Below are 24,506 nucleotides of genomic sequence, written 5' to 3' on the forward strand. Positions count from 1 at the left end.
CCGGGAACGCTGTACGGCGGTTCGCGGTGACTACCGGGGCGCGACCGCTTCCTCGGCGCTGTCGCGCCGGTTCCGCTCCCGCACCAGCGAGAACGCGATCACCAGGGCGGCGACGAGTACGGAGAGCAGGACCTGACTGCGGCCGCCGCCCTCGCTGTCGTCGGTGAGCATGTAGACGAGCACGAACGAGATCATCCCGATCGTCGCCCACGTCAGATAGGGGAACAGCCACATCCGGACCACGAGCTTGTCCGGGCTCTCGCGCAGGATGATCCCCCGCATCCGCAGCTGCGAGAAGCAGATGACCAGCCACACGAAGAGCGCGACCGCGCCCGAGGAGTTCAGCAGGAACTGGAAGACCGTGTCCGGCCACAGGTAGTTGAAGGCGACCGCGACGAAACCGAAGGCCACCGAGGCCAGGATTGCGGCCGTCGGCACACCGCGGGCGTTGGTGCGGACGAAGGACTGCGGAGCGTCGCCCCGCTGACCGAGGGAGAAGGCCATGCGGGAGGCGGTGTAGAGGCCGGAGTTGAGACAGGACAGCACCGCCGTCAGCACGACGACGTTCATGATCTGCCCGGCGTGCGGGATGCCGATCGAGTCCAGGGCCGCCACGTATGAACCGTGCTTGGCGATCGAGGGGTCGTTCCACGGCAGCAGCGCGACGACGACGAGGATCGAGCCGACGTAGAACACGCCGACCCGCCAGATGACGCTCCTGGTGGCCTTGGCGACCGCCCGCCGCGCGTCCGGGGACTCACCGGCGGCGAGGGTGACGATCTCGCTGCCCATGAAGGAGAAGACGACCAGCAGGATGCCGGTGAGGATCGCACCCGGACCGTTGGGCAGGAAGCCGCCGTGCTCGGTCAGATTGCCGAAGCCGGTCGCCGCGTGGTCGGAGCCGGGCAGCACACCGAAGACCGCCAGGCCGCCGAGGACGATGAAGCCCGCGATGGCGACCACCTTGATGCCCGCGAACCAGAACTCGAACTCGCCGAACGAGCCGACCGAGGCCAGGTTCGTGGCCGTGAGCACCACCATCACGATCAGCGCCCAGGCCCACTGCGGTACGGCCGGCACCCACCCCTCAAGGATCACGGCACCCGCGGTCGCCTCCACGGCGAGCACCACGACCCAGAAGAACCAGTACAGCCAGCCGATCGAGAACCCCGCCCAGCGCCCGAGTGCCCGGTCCGCGTAGGCGGAGAAGGAACCGGAGGTCGGATTGGCCGCGGCCATCTCGCCGAGCATCCGCATCACGAAGACGACCAGCGCACCGACCAGTACGTACGACACCAGGATGCCGGGCCCGGCGGCGGCGATACCGGAAGCGGAGCCCACGAAAAGGCCGGCGCCGATCACCCCGCCGATGGCGATCATCGACAGGTGGCGGTTCTTGAGACCGGCCCGCAGACCTTCCTGCTGCGGAGGCTGAGCGAGTGGGGCCGGTGCGGTGGGGGTGGCCGAGCCAGGGGGACGTGTAGTCATGTCGACATCCATTGAGTGATGGGGAGGGCCTTGCGGGGAGTGGGCGCCCGGAGAAAGCGATCACGGCGTGGAGCCTCGCTCCGTCTCCTCGTGGGAGGTGAGCCGTATCACTTGTGGAAATGGATTTGCGCAAGCGTATGAGGGGCCGGGGGGCGACGTGTTTGTGAAGGACGAACAAACTCGCCCTCAAGGCCTGTGCGAACGGCCAATGCGCAAGCGCTGTCAGATGGTCGGCGGCCTTGTCAGGTGGCCGGCGGCAGCCGCAGCTGGAGCATGGCCAGCAGGCGCTGGTCCGGACGGCTCAGGTCCATGCCGGTGAGTTCCTCGGCCCGGCGCAGGCGGTAGCGCAGCGTGTTGGGGTGCACGTGCAGCTGGGCCGCGGCCGCCCGCACGTCACCGAAGGAGTTCAGATACGCCAGCAGGGACTCGGCCAGTCGGCCCTGGTGCCGGCTGTCGTGCCGGACCAGGGAGGTCAGCCGTGGATCGCGTATCTCGGGATGGGCGGTGAGCAGCGTCAGCATCTCGCTGACCAGGACCTCCGCCTGGATGTCGGGCAGTGCGGCGACCGCGATGGGGAGGTCGGCGCCCATCATGGCGTCGAGGATGCGGTCGGCTTCCCGGCGTGACTCCGGGACGTCGCCGAGCCCGGGCACCAGGCAGCCGACCGAGCCGCGCAGCGGCAGCCCCAGGTGGCGGCGTGCGGCGTCGGTGATCTCCTGGCACCAGCCGCGCAGGGTGTCCGTGCCGACGCTGCGGGGCAGCTGGGGCAGGAGCACGTAGATACGGGGGTCGAGCTGGGTGACCAGCGCGCTGCGGTGCCGGGCGGCGATGTGCACCGAGATCAGGTTGGTGACCTCGGTGTGGGCCAGCTCCGGTGCGGCGCCGACATGACTCGTCTCCGGCGCGGCGACGACGCCCGCGGTCCCGTACGAGAACCCCAGGACGGCGGCCGGGAGCGTGGCGTCGAATCCCAGGTGGGTGGCGAGCGGCTGTGGTCCGGTGCTCCCCTCCAGAAGCCCGGCCAGCAGGGTCCGGGTGAGCGTCAGGTCCTCGGAGAGCTCCCGGCGGCGGCGTACCAGGTGGTGCGCGGCGACCCGGGCGGCGCCCAGCAGTGCCTGCTCCGAGTGCTCGGACAGGGGCGCCGAGCCCTCCTGCACCCAGATGGTGCCCAGCTGCCGGTCCCCGGACCTGATGGCCACCGCGAGCCGACGGCGGATCCCCAGCTCCGGGTGGCTGTCGATACCGATCACCTGGTCGCTGGAGCGCAGATGCTGGAACACGCCCCACTCGCGCAGCTTCGCCAGATACGCCTCCGGCCCCTGCCAGCCGAGGATGGAGCGCCGCCGCAGATCGTCGATCTCGTCGGAGTCGGTGGAGCGCGAATAGGCCAGCACCCGGTTGGCGGCGTCCTCGATGCTGACGATGCCGCTGGTGAGGACGGCGGTGGTCTGGGCGAGCGAGAACAGGTCGCCCTCCTCGGCCCCTTCGCCGAAGAGGCCCGGAGGGGCGTCGTCGAGGGCGGCGCGGGCCAACGCGTTCACCTGCTCCCAGCGCGCCTCGCTGCGCAGCGAGAGCAGCGCCACCCCGGCCTCGGCGGCGGTCTCGCCGATCACCGCGGCCTGACCGGGACCGTCCAGTTTGACCACGACGGCGGTGGCCCCGTCGCGGGCGGCGGCCCGCAGCGCGGGAAAGGCGGCGCGGCCCCGGGCACCGATGACGAGGACCAGCTCACCCGGCTGAGCAGTCGGAGGATCCTCCGGATCGAGCAGGGCGACACCCCGTATCTCGACATCGAGCCCGGCGGGTGCGGCCTGCACCTCCACCAGGGTGTCACCCAGGGCCATCAGCAACTGACGCAGGCTGATGCTGGCTGGGGACGGAGACACCGCGGCCGGATCCATGAACGGGGATCGTACTGGGCCCCGGCCACCGACCTGCAAACATCACCCGGCGGACGGCTCCAGGACGTTGGCCGCCCGCCCGGGGCATGATGCCGTTACGCCCGGTTCCGGCCGCCCGCTGGGCCGGCGGTGGCAGACGGTGCAGCCGGTCCCGGCCGATGCAGAGCGCAGACAGCGCCATGAGCACGCTGGAGTGGGGCGCCGCCCGACCGCACATGGATCGGGCGAGTGCCTTGGCCCCGTGACGGACGACACAGACGCCGCCGCGCTCGCCCAGCCATTCCGAGAAGCCGGGCGCCCACCGACCGGCGCGCCGTCCAGGTGCACGACCGGCCGCTCGGTCAGACCGGCGAGCACGGGGCGCACAGCGGCGGCCCAGGGACAATTTCACCGTTTGGTCACAGCCGCACGAGGCCCACAACCCACCACCCCGTGGACCTGTCTAGCTGGCAGAGAACGCACGAACCGGATGGGGAGAGGCCTGGTCATGGCGGACATACGCAGACGGCGAGCAGTCGCGCTCGGCATCACCGGAGGACTGGTCGCACCGCTCACGCTCGCACTCGGCGCCGCGCCGGCGCAGGCCGCGAGCTGTACGACGCAGACCGGGCCGTACCAGAAGCAGGTGGAGAAGTTCCTCGGCCGACCGGTCGACGGCAGGCAGTCCGCCGCCGACTGCAAGGCCATCCAGGCCTTCCAGAACAAGCACGGCATCACCCCGAACGTGGGCTACGCCGGCCCCGTCACCTGGGGCGTGATGGACCTCATGAACAAGCAGAAGGCCGTCGGGAACAACCCCAACAAGGACGGCAAGTGCCCGACGAACAAGGGCCGCATCGCCTGCGTCAACCTCACGCTCCAGCTGAGCTGGATCCAGGACGGCAGCAGGCTGGTCTACGGCCCCGTACCGGTCCGCACCGGCCGCAACGGCTACGAGACCCGCACCGGCCTGAAGAAGATCTACTGGCGGGACATCGACCACGTGTCGAGCATCTACGACGTGCCGATGCCGTACTCCCAGTTCTTCGACGGCGGCCAGGCCTTCCACTCGGTCGGCGTCAGCATGTGGAACCCGCCGGGCTCCCACGGCTGCGTCAACATGACCAAGACCGTCGCCAAGAAGTACTGGTCGCTGCTGAAGAAGGGCGACGACGTCTTCGTGTACGGCCGCAAGCCGGGCACCTGATCCAGCTCAGGCACCCGGCTCGCGCAGGAACGTCACGCCTCGGGGGCGTCTCCGAAGTCCGGGATCTCCAGCCTGACCCCTCCCTGCCGCGCCGACTCGTGGGCGACGATGCCCGGCAGGGTGTAGCGGGCGGCCACCCACGCGTTCACGGACGGCAGGGCGCGGGTGTTGACGGCCGTCACGAAGTCGTCCACCAGGAAGTGATGGCTGCCCTCATGCCCGTTGTGCAGGTGGTCGAACTCCCGGGGCAGCCGGGAGCGGTCGTGCACCGGTGCCGAACCCGAGGTGAAGGCGGCCCGCAGATCCGGGGCGATGTGCTGGAGTGACGGGTCGTCAGGAGCCATGGTCGGCTTGGGCTCCAGCAGCTCGCTGATGTCCTTCACGCCCTTCTTGTCCTGCCAGAGGGCAACCGTGGCGAGCTGCTCCATGCTGGCCTCGGTGCCGAAGAAGCGGAATCGGGATTCCCGTATGTGGGACGGGTAACCCACCCGCCGGAACTCGTTCGTACGGAACGACCCGCCGCCCGCGACCTCGAACAGCGCGGTCGCGTTGGAGACGTCGTTGCCGAACTGGCTGACGGACTTGTCGAAGACACCGTCACCGCGGTCGTCCACGACCCCGATCGCCGACACGCTCACCGCGTGCGTCCGCCAGGCCCCCAGCACACCGCCGACCGCGTGGGTCGGGTACAGCAGCGGGGGATAGCTGGCGGTCGCCTTCCAGTTCTCGCCGCCGCTGTACTGGTACGCCTCGTAGAACCCCAGGTCCATGTCGTGGACGTAGTCGCCCTCGGCGTAGAAGAGCCGCCCGAAGGCGCCCTCGGCGATCTGGTTGCGGGCGTGCACCGTCGCCGGGTTGTACTCGCTGGTCTCACCCATCATGTACGTCAGCCCGGTCGCCTTGACCGCGTCGATGATCGCGGCGATCTCCTCCGCGGTGATCGCCATGGGGACGGCGGAGTAGACGTGCTTGCCGGCGTTCAGACCCTGGAGGACCAGCGGCCCGTGGGTCCAGCGCTGGGTGAAGATCGCGACCGCGTCGACGGCCTTCGACTCCAGCATCGCCTCGTACGAGGGGAAGGTGCCGGCCAGTCCCTGCGCGTCGGCGAGCTGCTCGGCCCGCTCGGGCAGCAGATCGGTGACGTACACGTCGCTGACGCCGGGGTGGGCCTGGAACAGCGTGGCGAACTGGCCGGAGAACTGGCCGGCGCCGACGATGCCGAGGGAGAACGTCATGGAGTGGGTGCCTTTCACTGGCCGAGGATGAGGTTGATCTGGTCGTTGGTCTTCTCGAGGCTGCTCACGGGCTTTCCATTGCCGTAGATGTCCTCCATCGCGGGCGCCATGAGCGCCGTCATGTCCGCGGAGTAGCTGGCGATCGGATACGAGAAGGTCCTGAAGCGCTTCTTGTCGGCCACGGGTTCGGTGAAGGCCGAGACGTCGATGCCCTTCTTGTCGTACGCCGCGACGGCTGCCCTGGTCCCGGCCGGGGTGGCGGGGAAGACGACGCCGTACTTGCCGACGACGGTCTGGCACTCGTCGGAGGCCAGATACGCCACCCACTTACGGGCGCCTTCCTTGTTCCTGGCGGCCTTGGTGATCGAGTCGGCGAGACCGTTCATCATGGTGGCGCGCTTGCCGGTCGGGCCGACCGGTGTGAGCGCGCTCTTGATGTCCAGGCCCTTGAAGCCCGTGTAGGTGGAGATCATCCAGGCACCGTCGAACGCGGCGGCGGCCTTGCCCGCGGCGACCTGGGTGTTGGCCTGGTTGGACTGGATGTTGTAGTCGGAGAGCGGGGGCATGTAGCCCTTCTTCGCGAGACCGAAGTACCACTTGATGACGGACTGGAAGGTCTCGCTGCCGTACTGGTACTTCGTGCCCCAGCGCGGCTTGTCCAGGTAGCTCCAGCCGGCGGAGGCCGCGAAGTTGCTCCACTGCGTCTGGCCGTCGCCGAAGCCGCCGCCGTTGGTGGCGAGGCCGTACACCTTGACGTTGTCCTTGTCGAAGCCCGGCTCGTCACCGCGCTTGCCGTTCCGGTCGATCGTCAGGTGGGCGATGGCCTTCTCGAAGGTGCCGCCGTCCTTGGGGTTCCAGGCCAGGTTGTTGAGCTGCTCGGCGGTGAGCCCGGCGGCCCGGGCCATCTTCTCGTTGTAGAAGAGCGCCACCGTGTCCCAGTCCTTGGGGGCGCCGTACCGGTGGCCGTCCTGGCCGATCCAGTTGGCGGCGAGTCCCGGCTGGTAGTCGGAGTCCTTGATGCCGAGGTCGTCGAGCGGTTCGAGGACCTTCAGGTCGGCGAACTGGCCGAAGTTCTGGATGTGGTCGGTGAACACGTCCGGCTGGGTGCCCGCGATGAAGCCGGCGGTGAGCTTGGTCCAGTAGTCGCTCCAGCCCAACTGGGTGATCTTGACCTCGAGTCCGGGGTTCGCCTTCTCGAACCCCTTGGCACAGGCCTGGTAGGCGGGCAGCTGGTTGGCGTCCCACAGCCAGTACGTCACCGTGTTCGCGGACGACCCCGCGGAGCCGCCGTTCGCACAGCCGGCCACCAGGGACAGGGCCAGCGCTCCGCCGAGCGCGGTCAGCTTACGAATACGCATGCGTGTTCCCTCACTTGATCCCGGTGAAGCCGATGGAGCTGACGATGCGGCGGGCGAAGCAGGCGAACAGCACCAGCATCGGCAGCGCGGCGATCAGCGTCGCCGCCATGAGCCCCGACCAGTCGACGCCGGTCGCCGGGGTCTGCGCGCGGAAGACCGCCAGCGCCACGGTCAGCACACGCGAGCTGTCGCTGTAGGAGACCATCAGCGGCCAGAAGTAGTCGTTCCAGGAGGTGATGTACGTCAGCACGCCCAGCGTGATGACCGGCGTGGACGCCATCGGCAGGACGACCCGGAAGAAGACCTTGACCTTCCCGGCGCCGTCGAGGAGGGCGGCCTCCTCGACCTCCCGGGGGATGTTCATGAAGAACTGCCGCAGGAAGAACACCGCGAATGGGGTCATGAAGAGGCTGGGCAGCGCGATGCCCAAGAGCGTGTCCACCAGGTGGAGTTGCTTGATGAGCACGAAGTTGGGCAGCAGCGTGAAGATGGTCGGCACCATCAGCCCGGCCAGGAACAGGGCGAACACCTTGTCGCGGCCGCGCCAGCGCAGGCGTGAGAAGGCGTACGCGGCCATCGCGGAGAAGAAGATCTGGCACCCGGTGATCAGGGTCGAGACGATCACCGAGTTGAGCAGGTAGCGCCAGAAGTCGAGCCCGCCGCCCGCGCCGCCCTGCGCGACCGCCTCCTCGGCCGACTGCAGGCCCAGGGCCCGCTGGAAGCCGGTGCCGGTGAGGTCGACGGGCAGCGGATCGGTGGGGTCGGCGCTCAGGCCGGCGTTGGTGGAGAGCGCGGTGCGCAGGATCCAGTAGAACGGCAGCAGGGTGATGAGGATGATGAGACCCATCAGGGCCCAGGCGGCGGCCCGGCCCGGGGAGAACCTGCGCCTGACCGGCCGTACGGTCGTCGTGGTCACGGCAGCCATCTCGTTGTCTCCCTTCCGTCAGCCGAGGTCGGTCTGGCCGGCCCGGGTGAGCCGGTACTGCAGGACGGTGATCGCGCTGAGCACGACCAGCAGGGCGACGGACATCGCCGAGGCGTAGCCGAACTGGAAGCGGCCGAAGGCGGAACCGTAGATGTAGTACTGGAGCACGTTCGTGGCGTTCGCCGGACCGCCCGCGGTCGTCACGGCGACCGTGTCGAACACCTGGAACGAACCGATCACCGTCATGATCAGAACGACCGCCAGGACCGGACGCAGCAACGGCATCGTGATCCGCCAGAACATGCGCCACTCGCTCGCGCCGTCCACCTTCGCGGCCTCGTACATGTCGTTCGGGATCGCCTGAAGACCGGCGAAGAGCAACAGTGCCGTGTAGCCGACGTGCCGCCAGACGTTGATCAGGGCGATGGTGGGAATCGCCCAGGTCTCGTCGGCGAGGAACGGTATGCGGTCCGCGCCGAGGGCGCTGATGATCTCGTTCCCGATGCCGAGCTGGGTGTCGAGGATCCACAGCCAGACCAGGCCGGCGACGACGTTCGACATCAGATACGGGGTGAGCACGATGCCCCGCAGCAGCGCCGACTGGGTGAGCCGCTGGAGCAGGACGGCGATGGCGAGCGCCGCCACCGTCTGGACGCCGATGTTGATGAAGACGTACTCGACGGTGACCGTCAGCGAGTTCCAGAAGATCGGGTCGTTGACCATCCGCACGTAATTGTCGAGGCCCACCCACTCCGCCGGAGTGAGCAGGTTGAAGCGCGTGAAGCTCAGATAGACGCCCCGCAGCGTCGGCCAGAGCAGGAAGACCAGGAAGCCCAGCATCGCCGGAGCGACGAACACCGCGGCGAGCCACCCGTCTCCCCGGTCCTCGCGGGAGCGGGCCCGCGTCCTCGACTTGATCCCTGCCCCCTCGGCGTCGCCCAAAGGCAGACGCGACGGAGGGCTGCTGGAGGCGATGGTCATCGGGAGACTCCCTCGTCTGCGGCTCGTCCTCGGCCACTTACTTTTGTGGCGGAAGAATCCAGCCGTCAAGGGGCGTGCAAACATCTTCACCGGGTCATGTCGACCGCTCTAGACTGGCGCGGTTGCTTTTGTGGAGAAAAAAATCATGTGGGAGCCTGACGACCATGACCGCAGTAGCCGCCAGCTGGCTTCCCCTCAGCCCCGGTGAACGCTCGGTGGCGATCGAGGTCCTCCTCGGCGGCCCCGTGTCGCGCACCGAACTCGCCCGGCGGCTCGATCTGTCGGCCGGCAGCCTCACCCGGCTGACCAAACCGCTGATCGAGTCCGGCCTCCTCGTCGAGGTCCCCGAAGCGGGCGCCCCGGCGGAAGTGCGTCAGGGCCGCCCGTCCCAGCCGCTGGACGTCGTCGCCGAATCCCGCTCCTTCATCGGCTTCAAGATCACCGAGGACATGGTCTACGGCGTCGTCACCACCCTCAGGAGCGAGATCGTCGCCCGCTACGACCGCCCCCTCACCACCCACGACCCCGCCGAGGTCGTTGAGCTGGTGGGGGAGATGGCCGATGAACTCGCCGTCAGGCACCCCCGGCTCGCCGGCATCGGCATCGGCGTGGGCGGTCTCGTCGAGGACCGGGCCGTGGTCGGGGAGTCCCCGTTCCTGCACTGGAGCGACGTCCCGCTCGCCGAACTGGTCGAGGAACGCACGGGACTGCCGGTCGTCGTGGAGAACGACGTGGCCGCCCTCGTCGAGGCGGAGACCTGGTTCGGCGCCGGACGCGGTCTCGACCGCTTCGTCGTCCTCACCATCGGCGCAGGCATCGGCTACGGGCTGGTCCTGGGCGGCAAGCGGGTGCCGTACGCCGAGGAGGACCGGGGCTTCGGGCGGCACTGGATCGTGAACCCCAACGGTCCGCTCACCCCCGACGGGGAACGCGGCAGCGCCGTCTCCCTGCTGACCATCCCCAACATCCGCTACCAGGTGCAGGCCGCCACCGGCCGTGACCACACCTACGAGGAGATCCTCGAACTCGCCGCGGCGGGCGCACCCATGCCCGCCCGCGTCATCGAGGAGGCGGCCCAAGCCCTCGGCACCCTGGTCGCCCAGATCGGCAACTTCGTGCTGCCGCAGAAGATCCTGCTCGCCGGAGAGGGGGTGGGCCTCATGGATGTCGCCCGCGAGGCTGTGACGGAGGCCATCCGCGCTCAACGGCACCCCCTGGCCGCCCCCATCGTCCTGGAGACCAAGGTGTCCGACTTTCACGACTGGGCGCGTGGTGCCGCCGTTCTGGCGATCCAGGTGCTGGTGCTCGGTGCGGCGGACGCCTGAACTCCTCGATCTGCGTGGACAGATGGACGTGATCAGCAACACGGTCCAATATGTCCGGATTGTGCGAGCTTACTCACAGTGCCTTCACCTCGGGAGCCGTATGCTTCACACCATGTCCACCACTGTTGAATTCGCCTCCGATCGCTCGGCTGACGAGGTCAACGAGGAGATCCGGGCGCTGTGGCGCCGGGCGGGCGGGACACTGAGCGTCGAGGAGCGCGAGGAGTACCAGCGCCTCGTCCTGGAGTGGGCCGCCGCGGCCCCGCAGCCGGCGAAGGCGGCCTGAGCGCCGGCCTCAGCGGCAGCCCGGGCACCGTCCTCGGCGCGCCTCGCCCGGCATCGGAACCCCCTCCGCGGGCACTCCTGACCCGATGGGTGCCTTACTCGCACTGACCTCGGCCGTCCTCTACGGCATCGTCGACTTCACCGGCGGCATGCTCTCCAGGCGCGTCCACTTCACCGCCGTCACCCTCCTCGGCCAGCTCGGCGGGCTGCTCCTCGCCCTCGCCGCCGCCCTCCTCGTCCCCGCCGGTGCCCTGCGCCCGGCGGATCTTCTGTGGGGAGCGCTGTCCGGCGTCGGCAGCGGGGCGGCGATGCACTTCCTCAACCGGGGCCTGAGCCGGGGCGCGATGAGCACCGTCGTTCCTGTGAGCGCCGTCACCTCCGTCGCCCTGTCCGTGCTGTGCGGGGTGCTCCTGCTCGGTGACCGGCCCGGGGTCCTGGCCTGGACCGGCTTCGTGGTCACCGTGCCCGCGCTGTGGCTCGTCGCGGACGACCGGGGCGGGCCGCGGCCGAGCGGCGGCGAAGGGCATCGCAAGGAGGAAGGACATCGCAAGGAGGCGGTCGGTAAAGCCGCGACCGGCCTCGACGCCGGGAGTGCCCGGCGCCCGCAGCGCACCGAGAGCAACCTTCGGCCTGGGCCGGCCCGCGGGGTGAGCGACGGGCTGCTCGCCAGCGCCGGTGTCGCCGTGCAGTACCTCGCGCTCGGCCAGGCCGACGCGTCGAGCGGGCTGTGGCCGGTCGCCGCGGGCCGCGTCGCCGCCGTACTCGTGCTGCTGCCGGTCGCCGCCCGGCACCGCCGCGAGCTGCGGCTGCCGGCACGGCGATGCGTCCAGGCGCTGCTGGTCGGAGCGGGAGCCGCGCTCGGCCTCATCCTCTATCTGCTCGCCGCCCAGCGGGAGTTGCTGGCGGTCGCGGTGGTCCTCGCCTCTCTCTATCCGGCACTGCCCGTCGTCCTGGGCTTCGTCCTGCTGCGCGAACCCCTCACCGGGCGACGGGCGATCGGGCTGGCCGGCGCGGCGGCGGCCACCGTCCTGCTGACCCTGGGCTGACGAGCCGGCCTCGTCAGCTCCAGGTCGCCGAGTAGTAGCGCCGGTACGCCTTGCGATCCTGCTCGGCGCGGATGAACCGGGTCGCCACCAGCGCGACCATGCTCCCCGCGATGACCAGCAGCCCGGGCCCGACGTTCTTCGGGTCCGCGAGCCGGGACAGCAGGGTCGACGCATCGACGTTGATGATCGGGGTCGACGAGCCGGGCGACGCCGCATCGGGCGCGATCGCGCTCTGCGTGGCCGACGCGGACGGCGTCGGAGCGGGGGAGCCGCTCGGCTGTCCGGCGCCGCTCGGCGCCGCGACGATCAGCTTCATGCCGAGCGAGTCCAGCGCCTTCGTCACCGGCTGGAAGAAGGTCGTACCGCCCGCGTTGCAGTCGCCGCTGCCGCCCGACGTCACGCCCAGAGCGATCCCCTCGGAGAACATCGGGCCACCGCTGTCCCCGGGTTCGGCGCACACGTTCGTCTCGATCAGTCCCGTGACCGTGCCCTCCGGGTAGTTGACCGTCGCGTTGACCGCGGTCACCTCGCCGTCGCGCAGTCCACTGGTGCTGCCGCTGCGGAACACCCGCTGCCCCACAGCCGGATCGGCCAGGCCCGTGATCCGCACACCCTTGCCGTCCCCGATGGACACGACCTCCGCGCCGGCGCCCGCCTCCCCGCTCGCGTACTCCACCAGGGAGTAGTCGGCGCCGGGGAAGTTCTGCTTGACGGTCCGGCCGATCTGCTGGGTGCCCCGGTTGTCGGCGAACCACACGGAACCGTCCGGCCCGCAGTGCCCGGCCGTGAGGATGAAGTCGCGCTCCCCGTCGGTGACGTTGAAGCCGGCCGAACAGCGCCCGGCGGTCGACAGCAGCGGCAGCGCGCCGTTGAGCCGCGTGGTGAACGTGCCCTCGGTGCGCTCCATGCGGACGAAGTCGCCCATGCCGTCGGCGAGCTTGGTCATCCGGGACCAGTCGTCGGCCGAGACGGTGCTGTCGCCCCGCACGACCACCTCGTTGGACCGGTAGTCCATGACCCACGCCGTGCCGGCCACTCGGGGAGCCGAACGCAGCGTCGATGTGGCCGACTTCAGCTCCTCCATGCTGTGGTCGACCATCTTCGCCTCGGCACCGGCCTGCCGGACCTCGGCGGCTGCCTCCTCGTCGGTGACCGCGACGACCGGCTTGCCGTCGGACCCGATCCAAGTGCCCGCCGTCCGCGAAGAGCCCAGGCGGGAGACCAGATCGGTGCCGGTGCCGGTGCCGGCGGGCGAAGCGGCGTAGGTGCGCGGGCCGGTGGAGCCGTCGGGGGGTTCGCTCGCCACGGCGTGTGTGACCATCGTTCCTCCGAGGAGGAGTCCGCCGACGGCCGCCAGCCGTGTCACTCGCCGGACGAGACGTCGTCGTGCGTGCCTCATGCATGGCTCCCGAACCAGTACAGCGCGGCGGCAACGCCGCGGGGCCCTCCCGGAGTTGAGCACCCTCTCTCCATACGCGGCCCGGCCCGCCCGCGTTCACCGCACGCCGTCTATCTTTGGGCCCCATGACCAGGATCCCGCACGTGACGTCCGGTGAACCGAACCCCTTTCGCGCACTCACCCTCGACCGGCTCCGGCGCCGTACGAGCGTGAAGTGGCGCGCCTACCCCGACGACGTGCTGCCGCTGTGGGTGGCAGAGATGGACGTACCGCTCGCCGAACCCGTCCTCCGCGCGCTCACCGACGCCCTCGCACTCGGCGACACCGGCTACCCGGCGGGCACCGGCTACGCCGAGGCGCTGGCCGGATTCGCGGCCAAGCGGTGGGGCTGGGACGGGCTGGCCGTGGAGCGGACGGCGATCGTGCCGGACGTGATGCTCGGTGTGGTCGAAATGCTCAAACTGGTCACCGGGCCGGGCGATTCGGTCGTCGTGAACCCACCCGTGTATCCGCCGTTCTACCAGTTCGTCGAGCACATGGACCGGCGGGTGATCGAGGCCCCGCTGGGGGCGGATCTGCGCATCGATCCCGACGCTCTTGATGAAACGTTCCGCCGGGCGGTCGCCACCGGCCGGCGCGCCGCCTACCTGCTGTGCAGCCCCCACAACCCGACCGGCACCCTGCACACCGCCGACGAACTGGCCGCCGTGGCCGCCCTCGCCGACCGCCATGGCGTGCGCGTCGTCGCCGACGAGATACACGCACCGATCACCGCGAGCGGTGCCGGGTTCGTGCCGTACCTGAGCGTCCCGGGCGGCGAGCGGGGGCTGTCGCTGATGTCGGCGTCGAAGGCGTGGAACCTGGCCGGTCTCAAGGCGGCCCTGGCCGTCGCCGGCCCCGCGGCCGCCGCCGACCTGGCCCGTATGCCCGAAGAGGTCAGTCATGGGCCCAGCCACCTCGGCGTCATAGCCCACACCGCCGCCCTGCGCGACGGCACCGGCTGGCTCGACGCCCTGCTGTCCGCCCTCGACGACAACCGGCGCCTGCTCGCCGGCCTCCTGGCCGAGCACCTCCCGGCGATCACCTACCGCCCGGGCGAGGCCACCTACCTCGCCTGGCTCGACTGCCGCGCCCTTGGCCTCGGCGACGGTGCCGACCCGGCCGACGTCTTCCTGCGCCGCGGCCGGGTGGCGCTCAACTCGGGGATCCCGTTCGGCACCGGAGGAGCCGGGCACGTACGGATGAACCTGGCGACGTCGCCGGAGCTGATCAGGGAGGGCGTACGGCGGATGGCGGCGGCACTCGACCGGGACGGCACGGGCCGGGGGCATGGAGAGGGACGGTAGGGGGGTGGGGGCGCCGGTCGGCACCGCGACCGCCCCTGCCTACACTTCCCGCCATGGACGACACGTCGCTGGAGCAGCTCGGCGCGGGCAAGTACCTGCTCATCACCAGCTACCGCAAGAACGGCACCGGTGTCGCCACGCCGGTCTGGGTGGTGCGTGACGCCGACGCACTCGGTGTGTGGACGGTCGCCGACTCCTGGAAGGTCAAGCGCATCCGCGCCCGCGGCGACGTCCTCGTCGGCCCCTGCGACCTGCGCGGCAGGCCCACCGGCGACCAGGTCCCCGCCACGGCCGAGATCTGCGACGAGGCGACCAGCGCCCGCTACCGCCGGCTCATCGCCCGCAAGTACGGGATCACCGGCCGCCTCACACTGCTCGGCAGCCGGCTGCGCCGTGGTGCCGACGGCACGGTCGGCATACGCATCACGCTGACGCCCTGACCTTCCGGCCTACGTCGCGGAGAGCTCAGGTCCAGGCCCGGTAGGGCTCGTCGATCAGCTGGAACACCGGCTCGCCCCGGACCGGGTCCTTCGCCGTGGACAGCCGGACCCGGTCCCCGCTGTGGATGCCGATGGGCGGGCCCATGACCCGGCCGCGCACGACGAACCCCTCGGCCATCTCGACGAGCGACACATTGCGCGCGGCGGGGGTGTTGCGGTGGACCACCGTCGAGTGGCGCACCGTCCCCACGCCCTCGCTGCGCTCCGTGCGCAGGTCACTGCCCTGGCAGACCGGACACAGCAGCCGGTGGTACATCGCGGTGCCGCACCAGGTGCAGCGCTGGAAGAGGACGGCCTCCGTGCCCGGGGCCGCGGCGTCGAGTACGCCGGTCGCGGAACCGGCGGTCTGACGAGCAACAACGCTTCCTGAGTGGTGGTACACGCTGGTCAACTCCCTGCGCTCGGCCGGAATCCCACGTGCGCGGGACACCCGTGCACGCACGTGCGCGGTTCACCGTGCCACCGTGCACGGCGCCCAGAGTATGGCACTCAGTGCCACACGTAAAGGCACTCCGTACCCTAAAACTGTGCGGGATTTCGGATCAGCCGCGCCCGAGCGTGGCCTCGATCTCCTGGACCACCCGCCACAGCGGGGCGCCGCGCCGGGACACGACGACGACCACGTCCTCGGGCTGCTCGCCGTCGGCGGGGCGCGGGGGAGGGGCGGCGCCGAAGGCGGTCTGCACATACCCCAGGGCGTGGTCCACCGCGGCGCTCGCGTCGCCCTGGCCGTCCGAGCGCAGCCAGGAGCGCAGCGCGTTGTTGTGCGCCGCGACCACGGCGGCGGCGATCACATCGGCCTGCAGGGTCCCGTCGCGCCGGCCGGCGAAGCGCTGCCGCAGATACTCGGCCAGGGCGCGCTCGTAGCGCCACACCACCGACAGCTCGTAGGCGCGCAGCCCCGGCACCTGCTTGGTGAGCCGGTAGCGCTGCACCGAGAAGGTCGGGTTCTCCGCGTACATGCGCAGCACCAGCCGGGCCGCGTCGCACACCCGGCGCACCGGCTCGTGCTCCTCGCCGCTCGCGGCGAGGAAGGCCGTCATGTCGGCCAGGCACCGCTCGTGGTCGGGGAAGACCACGTCCTCCTTCGACGGGAAGTAGCGGAAGAACGACCGCCGTCCGACGCCGGCCAGCGCCACGATGTCGTCGACGGTCGTCTGCTCGTAGCCCCGCTCCAGGAACAGCTGGAAAGCGGCCGCGACCAGCGCTTCCCGCATCGGGGGCTTCGCCGCCCCGGCCTCCGTCTTCTCGTCGCGGCCGGGCGACGCGCTGCTGGTGCTCATGGACGGGAACGTAGCACCAGAGCGAGGCCCATGGCACTCAGTGCGCTGCTGGCAGGGTACTGAGTGCAGCCAGTTCCTCGTCCGTCGCCGGTTCGCCCGAGTCGGGCAGCAGTTGGGGGATGCCGTCGATCACGGGATAGCGGCGGCGCAGACGGGGGTTGTAGAGCGCGGAGCCGGGTCCGTCCAGGATCAGCGGGCCCTTGTCGAGGGGACAGACCAGGATCTTCAGCAGCGGGTCGTCGGGCTTCATGAGCGGTTCCCTCCGGAGGCGGGGCGGTGCGCGTCGTGACGCGGCAGGGTGAGGACGACGGCCAGGGCGAGCGCGGTGCCACCCAGGCGCAGGGCCAGCCGCAGCGGGTCCTGCGGGAGCGGCTCGCCGAACGCGACCGTGCCGCTCGCCACGCTGAACACGCAGGTGACGGTGGTGCACACGGGCACGATCAGCGAGGCCCGGCAACGCTGCAGGGCGCTCTGCGACAGCACGAGGCCGAAGGCCCCGGTGACGAGCAGGAGGTAGGGGTAGGGGGAGGCGAGCAGGGCCGGTACGGCGTCGCCGAGCCCGGCGGTGGTCAGCCGGCCCGAGACGCCCTTGACCGCGAGCGAGCTCACCCCGTACAGCAGCCCGATCGCCACGGCGTACCCCACACCCGTCGGCGGCGTCCGATGGCGCCGCCGGGCCCGCCGTTCGACCGTGCCGTACAGCCACAGGCCGAGGGCGAGTGCCGGTACGCACAGGGCGAGCAGGGTGCCGGTCGCAGCGGTGCGGGCGATCGGCTCGGTGCTGTCGTGCAGCGACGCCACCGTCATCAGCAGCGCCAGCCCGATGACGGCCAGGCCCCGCAGCTCCGCGGCCGTCAGGCGCTCGCCCAGCACGACCGAGGAGAGCAGGAGCAGCAGCACCAGCCCGGAGACGAACAGCCCTTGCGCCGCCGCGATCGGCAGCACCCGGTAGACGGCCAGCTGCGCGGTGAAGCCCAGGGCCAGGGCCAGCGCGCCGCCGATCCACAGCGGGCTGCCCGCGAGCAGCCGCAGCGCCCGGCCCGGCCGTGCGGCGCGCAGCGGCGGCAGCCCGGCCAACGCCCGCTTCTCCAGCACGAACCCGGTGCTGTAGAGGACGTTCGCCAGCAGCGCCGCGAGCACTCCCCAGACCACGGCGCTACCTCCGCCTGGCGTGCACGAGGAGGATCGAGGAGAGCGACGGCAGCCGGCAGGCCAGCCGGTCGAGCGGGCGCAGCGGACGCGGAACCCCGTGGAAGGGAGCCCCCTGAAGCCGTACGACCTCGAAGCCGGACGCGGTCACGAACTCCCGTAGCGCCCGCGCCGTGAACAGCCGCAGATGGCCCACCACTTGGCTGCCCGGCCTGCCGTGGACGCGGCGCAGGCTCACCTCCGAGAAGACGGGCTGGACCCCGCCGAGCAGCAGTGCCCGGTTGTACCAGGCGGCGAGGTTCGGCGTGGAGAGCATCAGATGGCCGCCCGGCCGCAGCACCCGGCGCAGCTCGTCGAGGGCGCCGTCGGGGTCGACGAGGTGCTCGACCACCTCGCTGAACAGCACCGCGTCCGCACTGCCGGACGCGAACGGAAGCCCACCGTCGGACAGTTGGCCGCGCACCACGCCGGGCAGCCGCCGCGCGGCCCGGCGCAGCGCGTCCTGCGACCAGTCGACGCCCACGATCCGGTGCCCGTCCAGGACACGCGAGGCGACGGCCGCCGCCGATCCGTCCCCGCACCCCACGTCGAGCACGGTGGCGGGCGGGCGGCCCGGTCCTACCGGACCGAGCGCGCGGGCCAGCATCCGCGCCTGCCGCAGGCTGCGGTCCTCCCCGGAGGCGACCGGTACGGCCGGGTCCTCGTAGAAGTCCCGAAGTCCCGGTGCGGGAGCCGTGGTGGTCGGGGACGGCGGTGATGTGGTCATGGCGTGCTCCGAGGGCCGTACGTCAGCAAGAGGCAGTCCTCGAAGAGACGGGCCAGGGCGGCGCCCGCCGTGTGGTCGAGGAGGTCGCGCGACCAGCGCAGCGTCATGTGCAGCCGTCCGCCGGTGGAGGCCGCCGTCAGGCTCAGTCCGCGCGGCATGCGGGCGGGCGCGGAGAACCACACGGCACTGGCCCGCCCCGCCTCGCCGAAGTCCAGCGGATACGGCACCCGCCCGATGTTGCTGAGCAGCAGGGTCGAGGCCCATGGGGCGACGGCCCGACGCATCCCACGCGTGAGCGCGCCGCGCACCCCGACGGGCAGGAGCGGGGCCGTCAGCAGGGCCGCGCCCGGCCCGAGCGGTGTGCTCGCCTGCGACTTCAGGGCGCGGGTGCGCCGGGCGGTGGTGTGCAGCAACCGGGTCACGGCCGCCGGATCGGGACACGCTGCCAGGAGCCGCGGTGCGTCGGACCGGTCCTCGGGCGTCATCGGCACCTCGGCGAGCCGGGTCCCGTTCCCCAGGGGCATCGCCAGGTCGCGGGAACGGTCGTCCACGGGCATGGTGATCCGTACCGGGCGGCCGGGTCTGCCGTGCGACCGGTTCCAGCGGCTCACCATCAGGGAGGCGGCGACCAGGAGTCGGTCGTTGACGGTCCACTCAGCGGCCGGGTCCGGTGACGGCAGGGGCAGGTCCAGCAGGAGCATGCCGTTCGCCGCGGCACTCGCTCGCCCGGGCCGGGCAGCGGTGTCGGGGGCCAGCCGTGCGGGCCGGGCGCCTCGCGTACGGCCGCCCCTGTGCCGTCCGGCGGGCGCTCGGCGCACGGGCGCGGTCGGTGGCGTGGCCGTGCCCTCCCCTCCGCGGAGCGCGCCGTCCCCGGCATAGAGGGCGGCCGTCGTGGCGAGCACCCGCAACCCGGACGGCGCGTCGAGTGCGGTGTGGTGGAGGGTGAGCAGCAGGACGGACCGTACGGCGTCCAGGGCGACCACCTCCAGGCGCACCGGCGGCGACTCGGACAGCGGCGGGCACAGCGCGAGCGACCGGGCGCGGGCCCGGGCCAGGGCATCGGGCCCCGGCCCGGCGAAACTCACCGGGTCCACGTCCGGCGCGCCGGTCAGCTCCCACTCGTAGGACCGCCGGTACCAGCGGTGCGGCGCCTGACGTACGAGGACCCGGGAGTGGACGAGCAGCGCCCGGCGGAACGCCTCCCACAACCGCCGCGCGTCCGGCCGGCCGGGCAGATGGACCTCGATGTGGACGGTCTCCGGCTCGTCGTCGCTGAGGCAGTGCCGGGACACCTCGTCGACGACCGGGAACGCCAGCCGCGCCGAAACCGTGCCTCTGCCACGCCCGGTGAGGGAATCGCTCGCCGGCGCGGTCATCGCTCACCGCCTCTCTCGCCGCTCCCCGCCCTGCCCGGGCCGATCGTCACGACCGCCGCGGACAGGGCCACGACCGCCAGCATTTGAGCGAGGGCACCGAAGGCCCCGCGATCTGTGGATACCGGCGCGCCCGCCCCCGTCGCCGCGGCGATCCCCGCCCCGGCCATGGCCACCGCGGCGACCGGGACCAGGGCGCCGGGCCGCAGCCGGGCGACCAGCGCGAGCGCCGGGACCACCAGGGCGAGCGGTCCCGCCACCAGCGCCACGACGGCGGTCAGCGCCACTGTCCCGAGGAGCAGCCCCGGCGCGGGGGCAACTCCCATGTGCCCGGCCGGAGTTCCAGCGGAGCGCCGCCGACCCACGAAGGCGAGCGCCACGAGCGCGGCGACACCGACCGCCCCGCCGATCAGCGCGGTCCGGTACAGCCCCGCGGGCTCGTACTCCAGATGCACGGTGCCGGACTGCCCGGCCGGGATCAGCCAGGCCTGCTGCCAGCCGTCGAGCCGGACCGGCGTGAGCTCCTCGCCGTTCAGCGTGGCCTTCCAGCCGTCGTTGAGATTCTCGTAGGTCCGCAGGTACGACGCCTCGCCCGACCCGGCGGACACGGAGACCGTCCGGCTGTCGCCGGTCCACTTCCGCACGGTGACCTCGCGGGCCGCCGCGGCGGAGACGGCACGCGGCTCGCCCCGGGACAGCGTGACGTCCGTGATCGCGAGCGGTCCGGTGTCACCGGCCGCCACACGGTGCCTGCCGAAGGCCAGCTCCACGCTGCCGCCCTTGGCCTCGCCGCTCGCGCAGAGCTCCACCTTCACGGGCCGACGCTCCGTCAGGTCGCGGACCAGCCCGGACGCCTGCGTCGGGTGGAGCGTGCCGTCGACGTCGAGCGCCGGGCCCTGTCCGCACGGGAGCGAGAAGCGGGCGTCGGGCGCGGGCTGCCGTACACGCAGATCGGCGAGCGCAGGAAGGTACACCTCGCTGAGGCCCACGGGCAGTTGGAGCCGTTCGTCGGCGACGGGGTTGTAGAGGGTCAGCGGTGCGGTCTTGGTGACCGTGATGTCGAGGCGGTCGGTGGTGATCGCGTCGAACCGCGCGAGCCCGTCGGAGTCCACGTCGGCTGTCGCCGTGCCGTGCGGCGAGCTGATCCGCACCTGCTCGGGGCGGGAGGACAGGCCGCCCGCCGCACCGAGGACGATCTCGTCGATCTTCTTCCTGCCCCGCCAGCTCAGATGGATCACGGGCCGGTCCCCGGCGATCCAGGCCGTCGTCAGGTCGCCGTCCACCAGGTTGCGCGCGCCGAGCGCGAGGCCGCTGCGGCTGGTGGAGTCGGCGGACACGGTGATCCGCTGCCGTTGTTGCGGCGCGACGCGGTCCAGCAGTCGGTCCAGCGCGTCACCGGGCACGGCCACCGCCCGGGCCGACACGTCGTACGCGCCGGTGTCCTTGCGGGTGTGGAACTGCCGGTGCAGTCCCGCTTCCGTGGAGGCAGGAGCGAGCCCGCCCGGGTCGGTGCCGCGGTGCAGCGAGTACACCTGCGCGTCGGCTTGGACGCGCTCGGCGTCGGACGGCAGGGCCAGCAGCCGGGTCACCTTCACCCCCTCCACGGTCACCTCGGAGAATCCGGCGCCGGACAGCCCGGGGCGCGCCGACTCGGCGTCCAGGATCTCGATCTTCAGCCACTGCGCGCGGCCCTCGGGTGCGCGAACCGACTGCCGCTCACCGTCCGGCCGCAGCGTGCTGTCGACCGCACCCCGGTCCGTCTCGATCCGCACCCGGGTGGGAGCGGGCCGCGTGGCGTCCGTGGGCAGCGGGGTCAGCCGGAGAGACGCCGGGATGTCGGTCGGCGCAGTGAAGTCGACGCGCAGCCACTGGCCGGCCGGCTCACCCGGGCTGCCTTCTGCCCACGCGGTCCCGGGATCGCCGTCGAAGGCGTTCACCGGGTCGTACTGCGGCAGTTGGAACAGCCAGTTGCCGCTGCTGGACGCGGTCACCGACGCCGCACCGCGCAGGACGGCCGTCGTCTGATGCCCTGCGCCCTGCGTGGGCAGGATCTGCTTCGGCTGCTCGCCCGGGTCCTGGAGACTGCCGGAAGGATTCCGCTCGGTGGCGGTATAGGTGTACGAGGTGTTGGAGTTGACCAGGCCGAAGCGGGTGTCGGCGCGGCGCATCCCGTCGGCCTCGGCCTTGACCGCCGGCGTGTCGACGCCGGGGTGGGCGTCCCCCGCCAGTACGGCGGGCCGGTCGCGCAGCGCCGGGTCGGCGGAGAGCTGGAGCAGCGCCTCGGGACCGCCGCTCACCACGGCCGTGTCGGCGGCAGCGTCGACGCCGACGAGCCCCGGCCGGTCGGCGGCACCCTCGGGTTCGTAGATCTCGACCGCCTGGAGGCGCGGGTAGAGGCCCTGCACCTGGACCGGAGTGCCGGCGGGGATGCGTCCGGCGGTCACGAGCGGGCCGAAGCCGGCGGCCTTGCGGTAGCCGGAGGCCTCCAGGGTCCGCCGCACCGTCTGCGGCGGTACGTAACCGATCTGGTCGGGGTCGAGGTCGTTGCGCACGACCACCTCGTGCAGCCCGGCCCGCGCCAAGTACGCCTTCAGGCCCGGCACTTCACCCCCCGACATCAGCGCCTGCTCGACCGCGTCCAGCGCCCGGCGCGAACCCGCGGTGCCGAACGGCACGAAGTCACGCTGCGCCCACCGGGTCTTCGCCAGCACGTCGAAGGGCTGGTCGATCGGGGAGCCCCAGGTGTAGGTGCCGTGCGCGGTGGCCGGTACGACGAGGGCCCGGCTGTCCCCCGCGTGCTCGTCCAGCCAGTCGGCGGCCTGCTCCCAGTGCGAGGGCAGCTTGGTGAACGCGCCCGGCTGGAGGATGCCGCCGTTCACGTACGGCCACGCGAGGCCCGGCAGCACGAGCAGCGCGGCGACCACCGGAAGGTGGCGGCGCGAGCGCGACGCCCGGGTGCCCCGGCGCTCGGCGAGCACCCCTGTCAGGTGCGCGAGGCCCAGGGCGAGCGCGAGGGCGAGCCCCGGCTGGAACTTGTAGATGTTGCGGAACGGCCTGAGCGGACCGTCGAGCCACCCCTGCACCGTCTCGTGGAAGGGCGCGCCGAGGGAGCCGCCGTATCCGGCGAGGGCGATCAGTGCGACGGCCAGCACGGTCAGCAGCAGCCAGCGCCGCTCGGGCACGTCCCGGCGGGCCAGACCCGCCAGGCCCAGGGCGGCGGCGAACGCCGAGCCGAGCACGGTGACGACGGACGCGGCCACGGTCCAGCCCGCCGGCAGCCACGCCTCACCGAAGTGGAGATACGCCACCCAGTTGCCCGCGCCGCGCAGCAGTTCGGTGGCCGACATGGTGGCCGTGGTGGTGTCCGCCTGCTCGACGTACGGCATGAAGTCCTCGCCGTAGAAACGCAGAAGGAGCAGCGGCACCGTCCACCAGGCGGTCGCCAGCACCACACCGGGCAGCCACCAGGCGAGCAGGGCACGGCGCCGGCGGCCCTTCGGGCGGCTGAGCAGATACAGGCCGACCGGCAGCAGCGAGGCCAGAGTCGAGGCGGCGTTGACCCCGCCCATGCAGGGGATGAGCAGGGCGGAGCGGGCGGCGGCGATGCGCGGGCTCAGCGTCGTGGAGGTCAGGGGCAGCAGCACCCAGGGCAGCAGGGCACCCGGCAGCGCGGCGGCGGACGTCGAGCCGACGACGACGGTGAACGTGGGCCACAGCGCGTACGCCACCGCGCCGAGCAGCCGGGTCCCGGACGAACCCACGCCCAGTCGCTCGGCCAGCCGCAGGGCACCCCAGAACGCCGTGGTCACGACGATCGACAGCCACAGCCGCTCGGCCGGCCACACCGGCACGTGCAGCAGGTCCGTCAGGGCGTAGTACGGCAGCATCGGGAAGGCGTAGCCGACGTACTGGTCGGATATGCCGCCGAAGCCCGCCCGGTCGTGCCACAGCTGACCCAGGTCGCCGAGGAACCTCAGCGGATCGGCGGCCACACCGAGCTTCGTCTCGAAGGTCATCCTTCCCGGGGACACCGAGAGGAAGGCCGCCAGCACGGCCGCCCAGAACCCGAACAGCAGGCGTCGACCGCGCCGTTGCACGGCCGGGGCCGTCGGCGGGGGTGCGGGGGCGGCATGTGCGGGAGCCTGGACGGTGGTGCTCATGAAGGTGCCTCGCTGGAACGTGCCTGGCTGCCGACGGGCGACGCCTCGGATCCGGTGCGGCGCAGGATCAGCAGGAGATTCCAGGTCGCGATCTCTCTCAGTCCGGGGATCCGGGCGACGACGCCCGGGAGGAAGGGCCAGTAGCGGGACCGGGCCGAGACGACGCGCACGTCGTCGCGTCCGCGCACCTGCCGCAGGGTGGGGCCGACGTGGACGGGGAAGAGGTTCTCGCCGACGGTGTGCTTGGCCTCGCGGCCGGTCCGGCGCCGGTATCGCTCGCGGGCCCGGTGCGCTCCGAGGTAGTGCCAGGGCGCCGTCTCGTGACCGCCCCACGGGGAGAGCCAGTTGGTGAACGACAGGTAGATCAGCCCGCCCGGCCGGGTCACCCGGACCATCTCGCTGAGGAAGGTCTCCGGGTCGGCCACGTGCTCCAGGACGTTCGAGGAGAAGCACACGTCCGCGACACCGTCGGGTACCGGCAGCAGATAGCCGTCGGCGACCACCGAGCCCTCCGGCGGGCGACCGCGCGAGGCCAACTCGCCGAGGTCGGGCTCGAAGAGGTAGCCGTGGGCGCCGCGGCGGCGGAACTCCTCGGTGAAGTGGCCGGGGCCGCCGCCGATGTCGAGGACGAGCCGGCCCCGCAGGTCGGTGTGGCGTGCCACCTGGGCGACGGCGTCACGCGCCAGCAGCGAGTAGCAGTGGCCGGGGTCGGTCTGTTCCCGCATGAAGGCGCGGAACAGGGTGAGCGACCGGCGCAGGGAGGGGTCCTTGAGGGGACGTTCGGTGACCTCAGTCATGTG

The 24,506-nt window shown here is 71.7% G+C and carries 21 protein-coding genes; 6 read left to right on the forward strand and 15 right to left on the reverse strand.

The annotated features are described in order from the left end of the window. Positions 1–30: 30 nt before the first annotated feature. Entirely contained in the window at positions 31–1,488 is a 1,458-nt protein-coding gene (locus tag ACIREI_RS37230; protein ID WP_403342772.1) for an amino acid permease, read from the reverse strand. Positions 1,489–1,730: 242 nt separating this feature from the next. Next, complete coding sequence (locus tag ACIREI_RS37235; protein WP_403342774.1) at positions 1,731–3,389, reverse strand: PucR family transcriptional regulator; 1,659 nt, start codon at positions 3,387–3,389, stop codon at positions 1,731–1,733. Positions 3,390–3,876: 487 nt separating this feature from the next. Here ACIREI_RS37235 and ACIREI_RS37240 point away from each other — a divergent pair, with 487 nt between their 5' ends. Further along, complete coding sequence (locus ACIREI_RS37240) at positions 3,877–4,575, forward strand: L,D-transpeptidase family protein (RefSeq protein ID WP_403342777.1); 699 nt, start codon at positions 3,877–3,879, stop codon at positions 4,573–4,575. Positions 4,576–4,607: 32 nt separating this feature from the next. Here the strand turns inward: ACIREI_RS37240 and ACIREI_RS37245 are convergent, their stop codons facing one another. From ACIREI_RS37245 to ACIREI_RS37260, 4 genes are read right to left on the reverse strand one after another with little or no spacing between them, the layout of a single operon-like run. Then, positions 4,608–5,810 carry a Gfo/Idh/MocA family protein gene (locus ACIREI_RS37245; protein WP_403342780.1) on the reverse strand — a complete coding sequence of 401 codons (1,203 nt, stop codon included), beginning with the start codon at positions 5,808–5,810 and terminating at the stop codon, positions 4,608–4,610. Positions 5,811–5,824: 14 nt separating this feature from the next. After that, positions 5,825–7,168, reverse strand: a complete 1,344-nt coding sequence (locus ACIREI_RS37250; RefSeq protein ID WP_403342783.1) for an ABC transporter substrate-binding protein — start codon at positions 7,166–7,168, stop codon at positions 5,825–5,827. Positions 7,169–7,178: 10 nt separating this feature from the next. After that, on the reverse strand, positions 7,179–8,093 hold the full coding sequence (locus tag ACIREI_RS37255; protein ID WP_403342786.1) for a carbohydrate ABC transporter permease: 915 nt from the start codon (positions 8,091–8,093) through the stop codon (positions 7,179–7,181). Positions 8,094–8,111: 18 nt separating this feature from the next. Then, on the reverse strand, positions 8,112–9,074 hold the full coding sequence (locus tag ACIREI_RS37260; RefSeq protein ID WP_403342788.1) for a carbohydrate ABC transporter permease: 963 nt from the start codon (positions 9,072–9,074) through the stop codon (positions 8,112–8,114). Between the two features lie 164 nt (positions 9,075–9,238). On the opposite strand from ACIREI_RS37260, the gene ACIREI_RS37265 reads away from it, so the two are divergent. From ACIREI_RS37265 to ACIREI_RS37275, 3 genes are all read left to right on the forward strand, one after another. Then, entirely contained in the window at positions 9,239–10,399 is a 1,161-nt protein-coding gene (locus ACIREI_RS37265; RefSeq protein WP_403342791.1) for an ROK family protein, read from the forward strand. Positions 10,400–10,499: 100 nt separating this feature from the next. Then, entirely contained in the window at positions 10,500–10,685 is a 186-nt protein-coding gene (locus tag ACIREI_RS37270) for a hypothetical protein (protein ID WP_403342793.1), read from the forward strand. An 85-nt stretch (positions 10,686–10,770) separates the two neighbouring features. Continuing rightward, the gene (locus tag ACIREI_RS37275; RefSeq protein WP_403342796.1) at positions 10,771–11,730 is read left to right on the forward strand and encodes an EamA family transporter; all 960 of its coding nucleotides are present in this window, start codon (positions 10,771–10,773) and stop codon (positions 11,728–11,730) included. Between the two features lie 13 nt (positions 11,731–11,743). On the opposite strand, the gene ACIREI_RS37280 is transcribed toward ACIREI_RS37275, so the two are convergent. After that, on the reverse strand, positions 11,744–13,129 hold the full coding sequence (locus ACIREI_RS37280; RefSeq protein WP_403342798.1) for a S1 family peptidase: 1,386 nt from the start codon (positions 13,127–13,129) through the stop codon (positions 11,744–11,746). 125 nt (positions 13,130–13,254) lie between these two features. On the opposite strand from ACIREI_RS37280, the gene ACIREI_RS37285 reads away from it, so the two are divergent. Continuing rightward, complete coding sequence (locus ACIREI_RS37285) at positions 13,255–14,475, forward strand: MalY/PatB family protein (protein ID WP_403342801.1); 1,221 nt, start codon at positions 13,255–13,257, stop codon at positions 14,473–14,475. A 53-nt stretch (positions 14,476–14,528) separates the two neighbouring features. Beyond that, complete coding sequence (locus ACIREI_RS37290) at positions 14,529–14,915, forward strand: PPOX class F420-dependent oxidoreductase (RefSeq protein WP_403342803.1); 387 nt, start codon at positions 14,529–14,531, stop codon at positions 14,913–14,915. 25 nt (positions 14,916–14,940) lie between these two features. On the opposite strand, the gene ACIREI_RS37295 is transcribed toward ACIREI_RS37290, so the two are convergent. From ACIREI_RS37295 to ACIREI_RS37330, 8 genes are all read right to left on the reverse strand, one after another. Continuing rightward, positions 14,941–15,357, reverse strand: coding sequence for a Zn-ribbon domain-containing OB-fold protein (locus ACIREI_RS37295; protein WP_403343158.1), 417 nt, complete (start codon positions 15,355–15,357; stop codon positions 14,941–14,943). A gap of 160 nt (positions 15,358–15,517) precedes the next feature. Next, positions 15,518–16,258 carry a TetR family transcriptional regulator gene (locus ACIREI_RS37300; RefSeq protein WP_403342806.1) on the reverse strand — a complete coding sequence of 247 codons (741 nt, stop codon included), beginning with the start codon at positions 16,256–16,258 and terminating at the stop codon, positions 15,518–15,520. Between the two features lie 37 nt (positions 16,259–16,295). Continuing rightward, positions 16,296–16,508 (reverse strand): Trm112 family protein, encoded by a 213-nt coding sequence (locus ACIREI_RS37305; protein WP_403342809.1) that lies wholly within the window; start codon positions 16,506–16,508, stop codon positions 16,296–16,298. After that, positions 16,505–17,410, reverse strand: coding sequence for a DMT family transporter (locus tag ACIREI_RS37310; protein ID WP_403342812.1), 906 nt, complete (start codon positions 17,408–17,410; stop codon positions 16,505–16,507). Before ACIREI_RS37310 ends, ACIREI_RS37305 begins: the two co-directional genes overlap by 4 nt. 4 nt (positions 17,411–17,414) lie before the next feature. Then, a complete protein-coding gene (locus ACIREI_RS37315) occupies positions 17,415–18,173 on the reverse strand; it encodes a class I SAM-dependent methyltransferase (RefSeq protein WP_403342814.1) in 759 nt (252 codons plus the stop codon). Next, positions 18,170–19,549, reverse strand: a complete 1,380-nt coding sequence (locus tag ACIREI_RS37320) for a condensation protein (RefSeq protein ID WP_403342817.1) — start codon at positions 19,547–19,549, stop codon at positions 18,170–18,172. Before ACIREI_RS37320 ends, ACIREI_RS37315 begins: the two co-directional genes overlap by 4 nt. Beyond that, entirely contained in the window at positions 19,546–23,706 is a 4,161-nt protein-coding gene (locus ACIREI_RS37325; protein ID WP_403342819.1) for an alpha-(1->3)-arabinofuranosyltransferase family protein, read from the reverse strand. The genes ACIREI_RS37320 and ACIREI_RS37325 overlap by 4 nt, the downstream gene beginning before the upstream one ends. Further along, entirely contained in the window at positions 23,703–24,503 is an 801-nt protein-coding gene (locus tag ACIREI_RS37330) for a class I SAM-dependent methyltransferase (RefSeq protein ID WP_403342822.1), read from the reverse strand. Before ACIREI_RS37330 ends, ACIREI_RS37325 begins: the two co-directional genes overlap by 4 nt. Positions 24,504–24,506 lie beyond the last annotated feature (3 nt).

The organism is Streptomyces sp. NPDC093591 (assembly GCF_044764885.1).
Taxonomy (GTDB): Bacteria; Actinomycetota; Actinomycetes; order Streptomycetales; family Streptomycetaceae; genus Streptomyces.